Origin of the sequence: Mycolicibacterium phocaicum (assembly GCF_010731115.1) — a bacterium.
Classification (GTDB): Bacteria; Actinomycetota; Actinomycetes; order Mycobacteriales; family Mycobacteriaceae; genus Mycobacterium; species Mycobacterium phocaicum.
Genome location: NZ_AP022616.1, coordinates 148,202 through 164,084, shown reverse-complemented (window position 1 = coordinate 164,084; position 15,883 = coordinate 148,202). Strand labels below are relative to the sequence as shown.

Below are 15,883 nucleotides of genomic sequence, written 5' to 3'. Positions count from 1 at the left end.
ACCGGCGTGGCGTCCGCGCCCGCGACCGCGCCTCATCTGGGCCGGACCGCGCGGGTGTTACCGTCGGCCACGTGCAGTTTCCGACTCCCCGTACCCGGCTGTCCAGCGCAAGCGCGGCGGTTCTCACCGCGCTGTGTGCGACGGCCGCGACCGTCCTGACGGGCTGTTCGGGACACACCAGCGACCCGCCCACGGCGAACAACGCGCCCATCACCAGCACCACCCGTATCGCGACCGCGGGCGTGCTGGGCAACCAGCGCCGGCCCGACGACTCCTGCGCGCCAAACCCGGCGGCACTCGAGGAGGGCCCGCCCACCCGTTCGGTGCACCACGCCGCCGGCGACACCGACGTCAAGGCCGACCCCCAGCGCATCGTCGTGCTGTCGGGCACGGCGCTCGACGCACTGTGCGCGCTGGGCCTGCAGTCCCGTGTCGTCGCCGCGGCGACCCCGACGGATGCGTCGGGCCAGACGTCATACCTGGGCACCGTCATCCACAACGTGCCGGCGGCCGGCACCCGCAGCGCACCCGACATGGCGGCGGTCAAGGCCGCCAACCCCGACCTGATCATCGGCTCGCAGGTGTCGTCCACGTCGGACACCTACGGCGCGCTGTCGGCCATCGCACCGACGGTCCTCACCGGTCCGTCCGGCGCGGCCTGGGAGGACGATCTGCGGATGGTCGGTGCGGCTACCGGGCGGGGCGCCGCCGCGGGCGCACTGGTGGACGGGTTCAACGCCGACGCCACCAGGGTCGGCGGGCAGAACGACGCCTCGCACTTCCAGGTGTCGGTCGTGCAGCTGACCGAGGGCACCATGCGAATCTTCGGCGCCAATAACTTCCCCGGCAGCGTGCTGGCCCGGATCGGCGCGGATCGCCCTGCGCCGCAACGGTTCACCGACAAGCCGTACCGCGAGATCGACATCTCGAAGCTGACACCCGGCACCGATTTCTCGACTGCCGACGGCGACATCGTCTACCTGTCGTTCGAGTCACCGGCGGCCAAGGCCAAGGCCGCCGGGTTGCTCGACAGCCCGGCCTGGAAGAAGCTCGCCGCCACCCGCGACAACCGGGTGTTCGTGGTGAACAACGAGGTGTGGCAGACCGGCCAGGGCATCGTGGCCGCGCGGGGCATGCTCGACGACCTGCACTGGCTCAACGCGCCCATCAACTGATCACTCGACACCTTGCAACGCCTGCTGGCCGAACTGTCCCAGCTCCAACGAGCCGTCGGGCAGCACCAGCTCACCCGACTCGATGCGCTGCCGCAGATAGGCAAAGGTCTGTGCGGTCTGCGCGAACAGGTGCTCGCCCGCCCGGAGGACCGGGCGCAGCTTGGCATCTGGTGACGCGAACTGTGGGAGCGGTTTCACCTCGGTGTGGTAGTCGACGTTGAAGAACAGCGGGAACGAATACCGCTCCTCGGCGACCTTGCGGACCCGGTGGCTCGTGGCGACGAAAGCGCCGTTGGTCCACAGCTCCAGCAGGTCCCCCACGTTGACGACGAACGTCCCGTCGACCGGTGGCACGTCGATCCACTCGCCCGCCCCGTTGAGCACCTCGAGGCCGGGGGCCGTCGGCTTGAGCAGCGTGAAGCATTCGTAGTCGGTGTGCGCGCCGATCCCGACGCTGTCGTGCGCGTCGGGGTTGTACGGATAGTGGATGAGCCGCAGCTGGCTCGGCGTCTTGGTGGCGTGCCGGGAGAACACTTCGGGGTCCTCGCCGAGGGCGACGGCGAACGCCCACAGCAGCCGCTGCCCCACGGCCAGCACCGCCTGGTAGTAGGCGGTCACCGCACTGGCGAACCCGGGTAGGTCCGGCCAGGTGTTGGGGCCCAGCATGGGATTGCCGGCCAGATGGTCCGGATCGTCGGCCGGCAGATCCAGCGCGGTGTCGAACGCCTCCTTCAGGTCCGGGACGGTGCCCTCCAGACCCTCCTCGCCGACCGGCACATACCCGCGGTGACAGCGGGACAGCCCGATGTAGTCCCGCATCTTTTCCTCGACCGGCAGCGCGAAGTACTCCTTCACCGCTGCCAGCATCGCGTCGAACAACGACTCGTCGATGCCGGTGCCGCTGATGTAGAAGAAACCGACATCGGCCGCCGCCCGGCCGATCTCGGTGGCCACGCGGTCCCGCTCGGCGCGTTCGGGTGACGACAATCCGCTGATGTCGATGATCGGCACCGACGTGAATGACGTTACGCCACTCATGAATTCACTTTCCCTTCCGAGTTGTCCACCGTCCAGCGCACGCCGTTGGCCTGGATTTGGTCGCCGACAGAGACGCTGCCGGTCATGTCGATGCCGAGAGCACGGTGCTCGGCGCCACCCACGGCGCCGAGCAGCACCCCGGTGTGGTCGGCCCAGCCGAACATCGCGCCGACCCGGACCAGTAGCGCCGATGCCGAGGCGGGCCCGCACAGCCGCAGCGCGCCCGTCGGACCTGCCTCGGCGGTGTCGCGGACCCAGTGCTCGATGTAGTGTTCGTGCACGCCCGTCTCGACGAGAATGTCGCCCTCCCAGTGCATTACGCCGGCATCAGGATGTGGACCCGGCGTCGTGGCGTCGAACTCGCGATGCCACTCGAAGACGTCGGCCACCTGGTGCAGGGTGCCCGCGAAACCGCGGGAGTCCACATAGGCCGTCGGCCCCTGCAGCCACAGCACACCCGGTGCGGTGTCGCGGGTGCCGTCGGTGTCTATCAACAGGGTGCGGCGCCAGAGGCCCGCGCACTCGGTCAGTAGTGGTGTCATGACGATTCCTCCCATCGGCACTGCAGCGTCCGTAGCCCGTCGGTGGTGGGCACCCCCACGGCCCGCACCCGGGCAAGCCCGCCGTCCGGGTAGGCCTGCACGCGCAGGGCCGCCACATCGGGCACGTCGACCGGGAACACCTGGCGCGCATCGGCGAGCAGTCGCGTTCGGGGCAACACGGGGATATCGAAAGCGACCATCCCCCAACCATGTTCGCGATCGGGACGGCCGCGACTGCCCAGCACCGAAACCTCGAGGCTGGCATTGAACACGAAGTACGAGGTGTCGACCTCGATCCGGCGCAGGTCGGCGGGAACGGCGAACGAGATGATCACCGCGTCATGGGTGTCCGGTCCGACGTCACGGCGCCGGCGCGCCTCCCACCCGTCGCCCATGTTGTGCGGCCGGTTCGGCAGGATCAGCGACGTGGCACTGGAATAGAAGCTGTCGCTGCACCATTCGACGCGGCCGCCGTTCTCCAGGCCGGACACCTCGACGGTGATATCGCTCCAAGACGCGGGGTGCGGCACCACCTCGCCGTACGCCCGCAGCCGGGCGACGCCGCCGTCGGACCGCAGCCGCAACCGCAGATGCGTCCACCGCCGGCGATCCCGGACGGCCAACAGATTATGCGAATCAGCCTTGAGCACAGTCGATTCCACGATCTCTGTCCACGTGACGGCCGGGTCGGTCGGATCGTCGGCGCGCTCCAGACTGCAGGCGTCCACCGCGCAGGCGCTCGGGTGATTACCCGAGAAGAACCGGGTGTCCACGTCGACGGCGTGCAGCCGGCCGGGTGTCCCCAGCCGGATGATCGCCCAGTCGCCGGCGCGGCCGGCGTGGCGGCGGGTCTCCCAGCCGTCGACCACTTCGCCGCGCAGGTCGAAAGTGCCGGGTACGAAAGCGGGTTCGGCCGGGTCGACGAGCCGCTCCTTGAATCCGAACGATTCGTCACTGGCCGCCACCACACTGCCGCCGACGCGGCGTGAGGCGAGATCGATGTCGGTCATAGGCCCAGCGCTTCCGACAGCGGCCAGTGGCTGCGTGGATTGTCCGGGCCCGGCGCGAACACGCCGGCCTTGCTGGTGGACAGCCCCAGCCCGACGACAGCCTGCGCGAGGGCCACGGCGGCGGACACCCCGTCGACCGCGGGCACCCCGAGTTTGGCCGAGATCGCCGCCGTCACTCCCGCCATCCCGGCGCACCCCAGGCAGATCACGTCGGCGCCGTCCGCGCTGACGGCGCGCGCCGCTTCGTCGACGATCGCCTGTACGGCGCCGGCGGGGTCGGCGTCCACGTCCGCCGTGCTCAGGCCGCAGGCGCGGACCGAGGCGCAGTGCGCGTTCAGGCCGGCCAGCAGCAGCCGGTCCTCGATCGGCGGGATCGACCGGGCGAGGGTGGTGATCACCGAGAACCGCCGGCCGATCAGATGCGCGACGTGCGCGGCGCATTCGGCGATGTCGAACACCGGCACCGTCAGCATCTCGGCGAGGGCATCGCGGCCGTGTTCACCGAATCCGGCGAGCACGACGGCATCGAAGTCGAAGTCACCGGCCCGGGTCAGCCGGGCCACGACGTCCATCACCCCGACCGCGGACAGGTAGCTCTCGGCGGACGAGTCGATGGCTGCCGCCCCGAAATACGGCGACGTGCAGACGATCTCGGTGTCCGCATGCGCCACAGAGCGCGCGGCGGCCGCAATCTCGGCGGTCATCGCGGCCGAGGTGTTCGGGTTGAGCACCAGGATTCTCATGCCGGCTCCCCCACCAACGCCGGCACGCCGGCGACCCAGGTCTGCAGTACCGAACCGCGCAGCGCGACACCCTCATACGGGCTGACCGGATGCCGGTGCCGCAGCGTCGTCGCCCGGACGGTGTCGAGGGCACCAGGATCGAAGGCACATAGGTCGGCCCGCAGCCCCACCGCGATCCGCCCTCGATCGGGGTAACCGGCCAGTGCGGCGGGGCGTTCCGACATCCACCGGCTGAGATCGGCCAGCCCGAAGCCACGTACGGCGGCCTGCGTCCACACCGCGCGCGGGCTGAGCTGCAAGGAGCTGATCCCGCCGAATGCCCGCCCGAAATCCCCGTCGCCCTTGAGCTGCGGCGCGCATGGCGAATGGTCGGACACCACCAGGTCCAGGGTGCCGTCGTGCAGCGCGGACCACAGCAGTTCGCGGTTGGCACCGTCCCGCACGGGTGGGCAGCAGGCGAATTCGGTGCCGCCGTCCGGCACCGCCTCGGCGGCGAATGTCAGGTAATGCGGGCAGGTTTCGGCCGTCACCGGAATCCCGGCGCGCTTGGCCTCGGCCAACCTGACCAGCACCGTGGCGCTGGAGACGTGCACGATGTGTGCCCGGGCCCCGGTCGCCGCCGCGGCGTCGATCACCAAGGCCGCGGCGTCGTCTTCGGCGGCGTCGGGTCGCGACGCCAGGAACGACCGGTATTCCCGGCCGGACGGCAGTGGCCCGGCATCGATCACCCGGTTACTTTCGGCATGGACCAGCAGCACCGACCCCAGTTCGGCGACGCACGCCATGGCGTCCCGGAATTGCGGCGGGCTCAGGTGCGGAAAATTCGGGTTGCCCGAGTCCGCGAGAAAACACTTGAAGCCGCGCACCCCGGCCCGCGCCAGATCGGCCAGGCGGTCCAGGTTATCGGGCACCACCCCGGCCCAGTAGCCGACGTCGACGTGGCAATTACCCTCTGCCGCGGCCTTTTTGGTGTCGAGCGCCGCGACGCTCGTGGTCACCGGGTCGCAGTCCAGTGGCATGTCCACCACCGTGGTGATGCCCGCCGCGACCGCCGCCGCGGTGGCGGTCTCGAACCCCTCCCAGTCGGTACCCGGGTCGTTGATGTGGACATGCGTGTCGACGAAACCCGGCAGCAGTACCACCGATTCGGGCAACCGGAGGTCTTCCACCGCAGCGCAATCGGCGTCGACCTCGCCGACGAATGCGATGCGGCCACCGTCGATCCCGACGGCGGCCGGGACCTGGTGACCGTCGACGAGCACCCGGTCGGCGCGCAGTACGCACTCCATCACGGCGCACCGAACCTGTGGTGAAAATGCTGGGTGAGCTCGGGCCACACATGCGGGTCATGGCCGGGAATCAGCTGAAACCCCCTGTCGACAGCCAATTTCTTGAGTCGGCGGATCGGCTCGATGGTGTCCTGCGGGTCGACGTCGATGAACCCGCCGATGGCGAGCTCGTGCTCGATGTTCTCCGTGAGGTCGGCAGCGTCGAACGCGAACACGAAGCCGTCACCGCCCACGGACTGGTCGAGTTCGACGACGAAGCTCTGGTGCCCCGGCGTGTGCCCGTAGGTCGGCACCGCGGTGATACCCGGGGCGATCTCGGCTTCCCCGTCGGCCAGCTGCCATTCGATGTTCGGATCGTCGAAGTCGATACGATTGATCGCATTGCGTTCGGGTTCAGGGTGATTCGACAGTCCGTACTCGAGTTCACGACGCTGCGCGTGCACCGGGACCTTGCCGGCGAACAGCTTGAGCCCGCCGGCATGGTCGTGATGCAGATGACTGACGGCGACGGTGTGGATCTCATCGAAATCCACCCCGACCTCCGCCAGTCGCTGCTCGATCGGCTCGCCCGGTCCGGGCAGCACCGGGCGGTACTCGACGGTCGGGAAGAACCGCCGGTAGAGCGCCGGGTCGCGCACGAGCGCGGTGTTGAATCCGGTGTCGAGCAACACCCAACCACCGTCGGTCTGCAGCAGCACGCCCGGCACCGGTTCCCGCATGCGCTCCTCGGGCGGTGCGCCGTACACCGACACCGACTTCGGCAGCTCCTCCCAGCCCAGGGTCAGCAGAATGATCCGCCGGACCCCGGGCTCGCCGACCAGAGTGGCCATCAGCCGACCGAAAGGGCGTTCAGGCGCAGCGAATTTGGGTTGGTGACCACGTGTGCCTGTTCGACGCCCTTGAGCCACGGCTGGGCCACCATGAAGTCGTTCACGTCGGCGATGTTGAGCCAGCATCCGGTCTTGACCGCTTCCACACCGGCCGTGGAGAAATCGGCCTCCGAATCGGTCGGCAGTCCCGCGGCCAGTGCCGCTGTGACCGGCGGCGCCGAGCACCCGAAGAAGTTGAGTCCGCCGTCTGCATCCCAGGAGATGTGGCCCCAGGTGTACGGCGACGGCGCATCGGGCCAGCCGAGATACGTCATGATCTCCGGCGCGGCCTGCCCGTCGGTGCCGACCCAGCCGTAGATCTCCGACGTGGGGTACGCCTGCACCTTGGCGGTCAGGCCCGCCGCGGCCAGCTGAGTCTGAATCAGGTTGCCGATCAACTGGTTATCGGGGTTGCTCGAGTCATAGCCGATGGTCACGGTCTTCTGATCGGCGGGCAGCTTGCCGGCGATGGCGGACAGCGCCGACGCATCATGCGGGACCGATTGCTTGCCGTATTCGGCGGCCATCATGTTCGGCGGGTAAATCTGCTCGGCCTTCTTGCCGCGCCCGAAGTACGTCTGCTTCACCAGTTCGTCGATGTCGATCGCCTGCATCACCGCGGTCCGGTTCTTGGCGTCGGTCATCATGCCCTTGCGCGGGTTGATGTACGCGTAGTTCGACATCATGGTCGGCAGTGAGTAGTTGGTGAACGACTTGTTGTTCAGATAGGACTGGACCGCCGAGGACGGCAGGTCGTGCAGGATCGCGGCCACTTGGCCGTTGTTGAACTGCAGCTGCTGCGCCGATACGTCGGTGATGACCGGAAGCTCAACCTTCTCGAAATACGGCTTGGTGCCCCAGTACTCGGGGAAGGCGGCCAGCGCGTAGTGCGAGCCCACCTGGGCGTCGGTCAGCACGAATGGACCGGTGCCCAGATCGTGAGTGGTCAGGTAACCCTGCGCGTTGTCGGCGCCGGCGTTCTTCTTCAGGCCTTCGGGGCTGAGCATGCGGGGACCGTACGGACATGCGAGGTAATCGAGGAACGCCGAGTTGGGTGCCTTCAGCGTGATGGTGACGCCGTAATCCCCTTGCGTCGTGACCGATTCCACGTCCTTGACCATGTAGGCCGGGCCCTGGTTGACGGCCACCCGGCGATCGAACGACGCCTTGACCGCCGGCGACGTGAACGGTGTGCCGTCATGGAACTTGACGCCCTCACGGAGCTTGAACGTGAACACCTTGTTGTCCGGCGATGCCGTCCAGCTCGTGGCCAGTAGCGGTTCCAGGACGGCCTTGTCGACACCGGCCTTGTACTGCAGCAGACCTTCGTAGGTGTTGGTCGTCAGCAACAGACCTTGGCCCGCGTAGTAGATGTCAGGGTCCGGCGGCTGCCCCGGGTCCTGCAGGAACGACAGGTGCAGAACCTTGTCGGTGGGCGCGGCATTGGGGGTGCCGCCGCCGGAATTCGAACCGCCGCAACCGCTCAGCGTCAGCATCACGGCGGCACTGGCCGCGGCGATCCGCCAGCCGCTACGGGCACGACCGGGGACCTTGTGGCTCTTCATCATCGGGCAGCTCCTTCGAGGGCGGGGTTGGACAGTTCGGGCGGACACAGATCGGAAAAGGCGGCGATGATCTCGTCGGTCGTGCGCATGGCACCGGCCTGCAGGTACTCCATGGCATCCAGGGCGGCGTCGTGGCGATACGTCGACGAGCCGCCGACACAATCAGTCACGACGCGGACGTAGAAGTCCCGCTGGTGCGCATCGGCGAAGGTGTAGTGCACGCAGACGTCGGTGAGCCCGCCGATGAGGATGAGCGTCGACGCCCGCAGGCCCGACAGGACGATCTCGAAATCCGTTCCGATGAAACCGGAATAGCGGCGTTTGACGATGTGGAATTCGTTGTTGGGGCCGTCGAGTTCGGGCAGCAGCGCCGGATGCAGCGGTGTGCCCGGCCGGCCGTCCACACAGTGCTCTCCCTCGGCGCCGTCGAGCTCGCGGCCGAAGTCGATGCCGTTGGGGCGGTGCACTTCCTGGAAGAACACGATCGGGATCCGCGCGGCGCGGGCGGCGGCGATCAGGCGCTGAGCCCGGGCGATCCGGCCGTCGTAACCGGCCATGTGCTCGATGCCGACCACCTCGGCCGGCATGTCGCCGGACTCCTGCATGTCGACGACGACCAGGACGGGATTACCTACGATGAGCGGCTGTTTCGGCACTTAACCTCCTGTGACTGCGATACGCGGATCAGCGGCGGCCTGCAGCAGGTCCACCACTGTGTTGATGACGACGTAGAGCGCGCCGAGCATCAGCGTGACCCCGGCGATCGCCGGGAAATCCGCCACGGGAATGCTCTGCGCGACGTACTGCCCGATGCCGGGCCAGCCGAACACCTGCTCGACCACCAACACACCCGAGAACATCAGGCCCACTTGAAGTCCCGTCATCGACAGGGCAGCGCCGACCGAGTTGCGCAGCACATGCCTGGCCAAGATGCGGGTCTCGGACAGTCCCTTGGCGCGGGCCGTCCGCGCGTAGTCGCTGTCGATGTCGGCCAGCAGGCTGCTGCGCAGGACGCGGCCGATCGCGACGGCTGGGCCGATCGCGATGACGAACGCCGGCAGGATCAGGTGGTGCGCGGCGTCGGCCACGACATCGAGCCGACCGTTCAGCAGACCGTCGACGGTGAGCATGCCCGTCGGCCCCGTCGGCGGACTCGGCACGGCACTGCGGCCGCCCGCCGGTACCCAGCCCAGGTCTTGATAGAAGACGATGAGGCCGAGGATGCCGAGTAGGAACATGGGCGCCGCGGAACCCGTGAACAGCACTGCCCGAAGCACATTGGCGCCGCGCCATTTCAGGGTCGTGCTGAACGCCAGCAGCACCGCGAGGACGACGGCGATCAGCATGCCGGCGAGTGCCAGTTCCAAGGTTGCCGGGACGAACGAGCCGAGGTCGGACATCACCGCGTGCCGAGTCCGGTACGACGTGCCCAGATCCCCGGTCGCGGCACCGGACAGGTAGTGCCAGAACTGCACCAGCACAGGGTCATTCAGTCCCAGCGCCGCGCGCCGTGCCGCCACGGCATCGGCCGAGGCCTGTGCGCCCAGTTGGGCCTTCACCGGATCCAGTGGCGAGATGTTCTGCAGGACGAACATCACCGCCGTGAGGGCCACCAAAATGGCCACCATCGACCCCAACCGCGAGGCCACGAAGGTCTTCATGTTTCACCCACCTACGTCGTCTTCATCAAGTTGCGCAGGCAGTCGCCGGAGATGTTGGCGACCAGGGCCAGCACCAACACCCCCAGTCCCGGCATGACCGGTATCCACCACTGCTGCAGGAAGTAACTCAGGTTGCGCGCGGAGTCGGCGCCGAGCTCCGGCGCCGGCGCGGCCTGACCGAGGCCGAGGAAGGACAGGCCGGCCAGGGTCAGGATCAGCGTGCCGATGTCCAGGCTCGCGGCGACCAGCGCGTTGGGCACCGCGCCGGGGAGCAGGTGCCGGCCTGCGAGCCGAAATCGGCTGACGCCGGCCAGCTTTGCGGCCTCCATGTGCGGGCGCGCGGCCAGTCGCGCCACCTCCCCGCGCACCAGCCGGGCGTAGAACGGCCACCACACGATGGACACCGCGATCAGGGTGTGCAGGAAGCTCGGTCCCAGCGCCGCGACCACGGCGATCGCCAGCACCGGAGCAGGCAGGGACAGGAAGCCGTCGGTGATGCGCATCAGCGCCGAATCGATCCAGCCGCCGGCCGCCCCGGCGACCAGTCCCACGAGCCCGCCGATCAGCAGGCCCAGCGCCACCACCGCCAGCGCGGCCAACCAACTCGACCGGGCCCCATAGAGCACCCGGGACAGGATGTCGCGCCCGACACTGTCGGTGCCGAGCAGGAACCCGTGCTCGCCCGGTGCCTGCAGCGGCATCCCTACCGGGATCAGCGGGTCGTGCGGAGCCAGCAGCGGCACCGCGACGACGGCCATCGTCAGCAGGATCACGAGCGCGAATCCCAGCCGGTTGATGATCAGCGACCGGGATTGCGGCAGCGCCAGGCGCAGCCGACCGCGACCGCGGGTGAGACTCGGGGCGGGGATCGCGATGGCCATCAGCGCACCTTCTCTTCGATACAGGCAACCTGGTGTGCGCCACCGGATTTGCCCACGAGCCGGACATCGAGTTCGTCACCGCTGCAGGCGTCGACCGCGACCGGGCATCTCGGATGGAACGCACACCCGGGCGGCGGGGACAGCGGGCTCGCCGGTTCGCCTGGCAATACCCGTGATTCGCGGCCGAGGTCGGGGATCGCGTCGACCAGCGCGCGGGTGTACGGGTGCGTCGGATTTCCGATGACGTCTTCGGCCGGCCCGATCTCCACGATGCGGCCCAGGTACATCACGGCGATGCGATCGGCGACCACACGGGCCACCGACAGGTCGTGCGTCACGAACACCACGGACATGTCCAGACCGCGGCGCAGGTCGCCGATCAGGTTGAGCACCGAGGCGGCCAGGGACACGTCCAGGGCACTCGTGGGTTCGTCGCACAACAGCACCGCGGGCGGGACGACGGTGGCGCGGGCCAGCGAAACCCGCTGGCGCTGACCGCCCGACAGCTGACCGGCGCGTGACTTCGCCACTTCCGCAGGCAAACCCACCCGGTCGAGCACCTCGATGACAGCGTCGCGGCGCGCGGTCCGCGAGAGTTTCCTGCCGCGCAGTCGTTCTGCGATCAGCTCGCCGACCGACAGCCACGGCGTGAGTGACGCGCCGGCGTCCTGAAACACCATCTGCGGGCGCTGCTCCCCGACCACCTCGACCGTGCCCGTCGTCGCCTTCTCCAGGCCGGCGATCACCCGCAGCAGCGTGGATTTTCCCGAACCGCTCTCCCCTACCAAGGCCACCGACTCGCCGTGCCCCACCCGCAGCGTCACGCCGCGCAGCGCCTGGAGTCTGCCGCGCGGCGCCACGGTGAAGGTCTTGGTCACGTCGGTCACGGTGACGGCAGCGGGTTGGTCCGCGGCGGCCGGGCCGACCGATTGTGCGGCAACAGGTTCCGGCGCGGCATCGAGCTCCGCTGCCGGGTCGTGCACCAGCTGCCCGGGGGTGAGCAGACAGGCGCTGACCCGTCCGGGTCCGACGGAAGCCGGCTCGGGAGAAGACTTCTCACAGTCGTCGGTGGCTTGGTCACAGCGCGGGCTGAAAGCGCATCCGGGTAGCGGTGACAGCGGGCTCGGCACCGAACCCGGCATCGCCGCCAGCCGACGGCCACGGACGGTGTCCAGCGTCAGCCGTGACCGCAGCAGCCCGCGCGTATAGGGATGCGCCGGTGCGCCCAAAACCTCACCGGCCGGGCCGACTTCGGCGATCCGGCCGGCGTAGAGCACCGCGATGCGGTCGGAGATCTGCGCCGCCACCCCGAGGTCGTGGGTGATGAAGACGATGCTGCAACCGATTTCGTCGCGGAGCCGTTGCAGCAGCCTGAGCACCTGAGCCTGCACGGTGACGTCCAGGGCGGTGGTCGGTTCGTCGGCGATGATGAGTTCGGGCGAGCCCGCGATCGCGATGGCGATCATCACGCGCTGCCGCAGGCCGCCGGAGAGTTCGTGCGGATACGCACGCATCCGCCGGGCCGGGTCAGGTATGCCGACCGCCGTCAGCAGCCGCAGCGCTTCGTCGGCGCTGCCGGCCGCCTCGGCGACCTGCTTCCCGATGCGCATGGTCGGGTTCAGGGACGTCATCGGGTCCTGGAATACCGCGCCCAGATCGAGACGGCGCACCCTGCGCAGCGCCTTCGCGTCACCGTGCACCATGTCCGAGCCGGCCACGGAGATGGTGCCCTCGATCCGGGCGGACGCCGGCAGCAGCCCGAGCATGCCGAATCCCAATACGCTCTTCCCCGAACCTGATTCGCCCACCAGGCCGAGGATTTCGCCGCGTTGAACAGTCAGCGAGACGCCGCGCAGCGCGTGCACCGCACGGCCGTTGCGCTGGAACGTGACATGCAGGCCCGCCGCGGTCGCCACCGCGTCCGGGTTCGACGACACGGTGGCGACGGGCGTGGCGTCCGCCACCGATACAGCAGTGCCCATGTGTGCTCTCCTGCGTTCTGATCGCCATGCCGTGGGACGTCCGTGACCGCTGGCCTGTCAGTTGACAGTTTTCTCCCCTGGACCATCGCGGATGGTGTCGCCCAAGTAAGCACGATGTAAGCAACCGGGGCCCTCAGGTAACCGGCCGATATCGCAAGTTTCTGTCGCGTGACAGATACTGACCGCCGGTATCGATGCCCGCCGGCTTGGACCACGATGGACAGATGTCGACCACCCACACAGGACGGCCTCGACTGCGGCCCCAGCGTCGTCCGGGGATCACCGGACGAGACGAAATCCTCGATGCCGCAAGCGAATTGTTCACCACCCTGGGCTACGCGGGTACGTCGACGCGAAGCATCGCCGATTCGGTCGGCATCAGGCAGGCGTCGCTGTACCACTACTTCAAGACCAAAGACGACATCCTGTGCGCCGTGCTGAGCCAGACCGTCGCCCCGACACTGGCGTTCATCCCGAGCCTGCTCAACGCCACGCCACCGCTGTCGGCAACCGAGCACCTGCACGCTCTGGCCGCGTTCGATGGTGACCAATTACTTGGTGGCACTTGGAATCTGGGAGCGCTCTACCTGCTTCCCGAACTGCGCGCCGATCGGCTGGAGCCATTCTGGTCCGACCGCGAACGCCTGCGACAGCACTACCTGACCCTGAGCCGGGAAGTACTGCACGAGACCGGCGTCCATCCGGCGGCGGCCGACCTACCGTTCCGGCTGGTCGAATCGCTGGTCAACATGTGGTCGGTACCGCACGGCCCCGAGCGATCCGACCTGCCCATGCAGGTCGCCGATGCCGGCGTGCGCGTGCTGGGCATCCCCGACGCCGCGACACCGGCACTGCGCAGAAGGACCGGGCAGGTCATCGAACTCCACCAGGGCCCCCGATAACCTCATAGCGTGTTTCACGTACTGAACATCACCTACACGCAACCGTTGGACGTCGTGGACCAGGCGCGCCCCGCGCATCTGGACTGGCTCGGCAAGCTGGTCGAGGAGCGCCGCATCCTTCTCGCCGGCCGGCTGGAGTCGCAGGGCGGCGCCGTGCTGATCGCCTCGGACATGACGGCCGAAGAAGCCGACGCCCTCACTGCCAGCGATCCGTATGTGCATGCCGGTGTCGCCACGTACGAGCGTGTGAGTTTCAACGCAGGTTTCCGCGCCGCCGGGCTGTAGCCGCAAAATTCACAGCCGGATCCGGGATTAGTTCGGCGCCGGTCGCCGTTGAGTGTGGTCAGGGCCTGACGCATTGCCCCTCATTTCGTTACCTTCGCTAATCTTTGTAGTGGGTAACCGCCGCTAGGCAAGCCGAGAATGAAGAGGACTGAACACGCATGACCACGACCGTTTCCGCCTACGCCGCGACCTCAGCGACCAGCCCGCTGACCAAGACCACCATCGAGCGCCGTGACATCGGCCCGCACGACGTGGCATTCGACATCAAGTTCGCGGGCATCTGTCACTCGGACATCCACACCGTCAAGTCCGAATGGGGCCCGGCCAACTACCCCGTCGTACCCGGCCACGAGATCGCCGGTGTCGTCACCGCCGTCGGCTCCGAGGTGACCAAGTACAAGGTCGGCGACCACGTCGGTGTGGGCTGCTTCGTCGACTCGTGCCGCGAGTGCGAGAACTGCCTGGCCGGCCTGCAGCAGTACTGCACCGGCAAGGGCGGCAACATCGGCACGTACAACGCCACCGGCCGCGACGGCACCCCCACCTACGGCGGCTACAGCACCGCGATCGTCGTCGACGAGAACTACGTGCTGCGCATCCCGGACAGCATCCCGCTGGACAAGGCCGCTCCGCTGCTGTGCGCCGGCATCACCCTGTACTCGCCACTGCGGCACTGGAATGCCGGGCCGGGCAAGAAGGTGGCCATCGTCGGTCTCGGCGGTCTGGGCCACGTCGGCGTGAAGCTCGCCGTCGCGATGGGCGCCGAGGTCACCGTGCTGAGCCAGTCGCTCAAGAAGATGGAGGACGGCCTGCGTCTGGGCGCACACCACTACTACGCCACCAATGACCCGGACACCTTCAAGAAGCTGGCCGGCAGCTTCGACCTGATCATCAACACGGTGTCGGCCAACCTCAACATGGGCCTCTACCTGAACCTGCTGAAGTCTGACGGCACGCTCGTCGAACTCGGCGCCCCGGAGAAGCCGCTCGAGGTGCCGGTGTTCCCGCTGATCGGCATGCGCCGCACGCTTGCCGGTTCGTTGATCGGTGGCATCCCGGAGACCCAGGAGATGCTGGACTTCTGCGCCGAGCACGACGTCACCCCGGAGATCGAGGTCATCGAGGCGTCGTACGTCAACGAGGCCTACGAGCGCGTCATCGCCAGTGATGTGCGGTACCGCTTCGTGATCGACACCGCGACCATCTAGCCGCGGGTTTCTCGTCAACGCCGGGGATTGCAGTCAAATAGTGACTGCAATCCTCGGCGTAACGCGTCATCGGCCGTCTGCGCCGGGGCGGGCGTCAGGCAACAGGTCCATACCGGCCAACGGCCAGCCGGCCGCGGCCAGTTTGGCCGCCACCCGCGCGACGTTCTCCGGGCCGGCGTCATGGTGGGTGACGTCGGCGATGAACTCGGCGATGTCGTCGCGCTCGATGGGATTGTCGAGGTCGGCGGGCGCTGAGGCCTCGGCGATATTGCGCACCACTTCGGCCACCTGGTCCTCGGTCAGCGGCGTGGCCCGCAGCAATGCCAGCAGAGGCACCCGGTCGGGGCCCGGGACCCCTTCCGGGTAACCGGCACGCAGCCAGTTCAGCACCGAAAGCAGTAGCGACTTCGTCGACACCCGGTAAGTCTCGCCGCTGCCCGGTCAACCCACCACTGGACGCGCCGACCGGGGCGGAAACCGCTTCTCATGGGATCGGGGGTTTTCGCGCCTGCTCCTCGGGGTACCGGCCACAATCTCCCTTGTGCCCGACGATCCCGTAGACATCCTGCAGCGCTGGGAGCTGGCAGGCGGTGTCTGGCGGATCATCGGCCGCGGGCACGAACTGACCATCGGGCTGTTCCAGTGCGACGGCGGTGAGCGCGTCGACGTGATCCGCTCCGGCGACGCGGCGCTGCACGCCTTCGTCGGCGACCGGGAGTCCAACGCCGACTGA

Annotated in this window: 17 protein-coding genes; 5 read left to right on the top strand and 12 right to left on the bottom strand. The window is 68.2% G+C overall.

All coding sequences use genetic code 11. From position 1 onward, the window contains the following. Nucleotides 1–71 precede the first annotated feature (71 nt). Nucleotides 72–1,175, top strand: coding sequence for an iron-siderophore ABC transporter substrate-binding protein (locus tag G6N46_RS00805; protein ID WP_138249803.1), 1,104 nt, complete (start codon nucleotides 72–74; stop codon nucleotides 1,173–1,175). Here G6N46_RS00805 and G6N46_RS00800 read toward each other — a convergent pair whose 3' ends face one another. The 11 genes from G6N46_RS00800 to G6N46_RS00750 are packed head-to-tail and all read right to left on the bottom strand — an operon-like array spanning nucleotide 1,176 to nucleotide 12,755. Next, nucleotides 1,176–2,213, bottom strand: coding sequence for an isopenicillin N synthase family dioxygenase (locus G6N46_RS00800; protein ID WP_138249804.1), 1,038 nt, complete (start codon nucleotides 2,211–2,213; stop codon nucleotides 1,176–1,178). It abuts the gene before it with no gap. Next, the gene (locus G6N46_RS00795; protein ID WP_138249805.1) at nucleotides 2,210–2,755 is read right to left on the bottom strand and encodes a hypothetical protein; all 546 of its coding nucleotides are present in this window, start codon (nucleotides 2,753–2,755) and stop codon (nucleotides 2,210–2,212) included. The genes G6N46_RS00800 and G6N46_RS00795 overlap by 4 nt, the downstream gene beginning before the upstream one ends. Beyond that, nucleotides 2,752–3,765 (bottom strand): allantoicase, encoded by a 1,014-nt coding sequence (alc, locus tag G6N46_RS00790; RefSeq protein ID WP_138249806.1) that lies wholly within the window; start codon nucleotides 3,763–3,765, stop codon nucleotides 2,752–2,754. Before alc ends, G6N46_RS00795 begins: the two co-directional genes overlap by 4 nt. Further along, nucleotides 3,762–4,508: an aspartate/glutamate racemase family protein gene (locus G6N46_RS00785; protein WP_138249807.1), complete on the bottom strand. Its 747-nt coding sequence runs from the start codon at nucleotides 4,506–4,508 to the stop codon at nucleotides 3,762–3,764. Before G6N46_RS00785 ends, alc begins: the two co-directional genes overlap by 4 nt. Next, the gene (gene allB / locus G6N46_RS00780; protein WP_138249808.1) at nucleotides 4,505–5,797 is read right to left on the bottom strand and encodes an allantoinase AllB; all 1,293 of its coding nucleotides are present in this window, start codon (nucleotides 5,795–5,797) and stop codon (nucleotides 4,505–4,507) included. The genes G6N46_RS00785 and allB overlap by 4 nt, the downstream gene beginning before the upstream one ends. Then, nucleotides 5,797–6,627, bottom strand: coding sequence for an N-acyl homoserine lactonase family protein (locus G6N46_RS00775; protein WP_138249809.1), 831 nt, complete (start codon nucleotides 6,625–6,627; stop codon nucleotides 5,797–5,799). Before G6N46_RS00775 ends, allB begins: the two co-directional genes overlap by 1 nt. Beyond that, nucleotides 6,627–8,231, bottom strand: a complete 1,605-nt coding sequence (locus G6N46_RS00770) for an ABC transporter substrate-binding protein (protein ID WP_138249824.1) — start codon at nucleotides 8,229–8,231, stop codon at nucleotides 6,627–6,629. The genes G6N46_RS00775 and G6N46_RS00770 overlap by 1 nt, the downstream gene beginning before the upstream one ends. Then, complete coding sequence (locus G6N46_RS00765) at nucleotides 8,231–8,887, bottom strand: cysteine hydrolase family protein (protein ID WP_138249810.1); 657 nt, start codon at nucleotides 8,885–8,887, stop codon at nucleotides 8,231–8,233. Before G6N46_RS00765 ends, G6N46_RS00770 begins: the two co-directional genes overlap by 1 nt. Continuing rightward, nucleotides 8,888–9,892, bottom strand: coding sequence for an ABC transporter permease (locus G6N46_RS00760; protein WP_138249811.1), 1,005 nt, complete (start codon nucleotides 9,890–9,892; stop codon nucleotides 8,888–8,890). It abuts the gene before it with no gap. An 11-nt stretch (nucleotides 9,893–9,903) separates the two neighbouring features. Then, entirely contained in the window at nucleotides 9,904–10,773 is an 870-nt protein-coding gene (locus G6N46_RS00755; RefSeq protein ID WP_138249812.1) for an ABC transporter permease, read from the bottom strand. Next, the gene (locus G6N46_RS00750) at nucleotides 10,773–12,755 is read right to left on the bottom strand and encodes a dipeptide ABC transporter ATP-binding protein (protein ID WP_138249813.1); all 1,983 of its coding nucleotides are present in this window, start codon (nucleotides 12,753–12,755) and stop codon (nucleotides 10,773–10,775) included. The genes G6N46_RS00755 and G6N46_RS00750 overlap by 1 nt, the downstream gene beginning before the upstream one ends. Nucleotides 12,756–12,979: 224 nt before the next feature. Between G6N46_RS00750 and G6N46_RS00745 the strand changes: the two genes are divergently transcribed. The 3 genes from G6N46_RS00745 (at nucleotide 12,980) to G6N46_RS00735 (ending at nucleotide 15,150) form a co-directional block, all read left to right on the top strand. Next, nucleotides 12,980–13,657 (top strand): TetR/AcrR family transcriptional regulator, encoded by a 678-nt coding sequence (locus tag G6N46_RS00745; RefSeq protein WP_138249814.1) that lies wholly within the window; start codon nucleotides 12,980–12,982, stop codon nucleotides 13,655–13,657. Between the two features lie 9 nt (nucleotides 13,658–13,666). Continuing rightward, nucleotides 13,667–13,942, top strand: coding sequence for a YciI family protein (locus G6N46_RS00740; RefSeq protein WP_138249815.1), 276 nt, complete (start codon nucleotides 13,667–13,669; stop codon nucleotides 13,940–13,942). Between the two features lie 158 nt (nucleotides 13,943–14,100). After that, on the top strand, nucleotides 14,101–15,150 hold the full coding sequence (locus tag G6N46_RS00735; RefSeq protein WP_064859062.1) for an NAD(P)-dependent alcohol dehydrogenase: 1,050 nt from the start codon (nucleotides 14,101–14,103) through the stop codon (nucleotides 15,148–15,150). A 66-nt stretch (nucleotides 15,151–15,216) separates the two neighbouring features. Here G6N46_RS00735 and G6N46_RS00730 read toward each other — a convergent pair whose 3' ends face one another. Continuing rightward, the gene (locus tag G6N46_RS00730) at nucleotides 15,217–15,567 is read right to left on the bottom strand and encodes a DUF3349 domain-containing protein (protein ID WP_138249816.1); all 351 of its coding nucleotides are present in this window, start codon (nucleotides 15,565–15,567) and stop codon (nucleotides 15,217–15,219) included. Between the two features lie 124 nt (nucleotides 15,568–15,691). Between G6N46_RS00730 and G6N46_RS00725 the strand changes: the two genes are divergently transcribed. Next, the gene (locus G6N46_RS00725; protein WP_138249817.1) at nucleotides 15,692–15,883 is read left to right on the top strand and encodes a hypothetical protein; all 192 of its coding nucleotides are present in this window, start codon (nucleotides 15,692–15,694) and stop codon (nucleotides 15,881–15,883) included.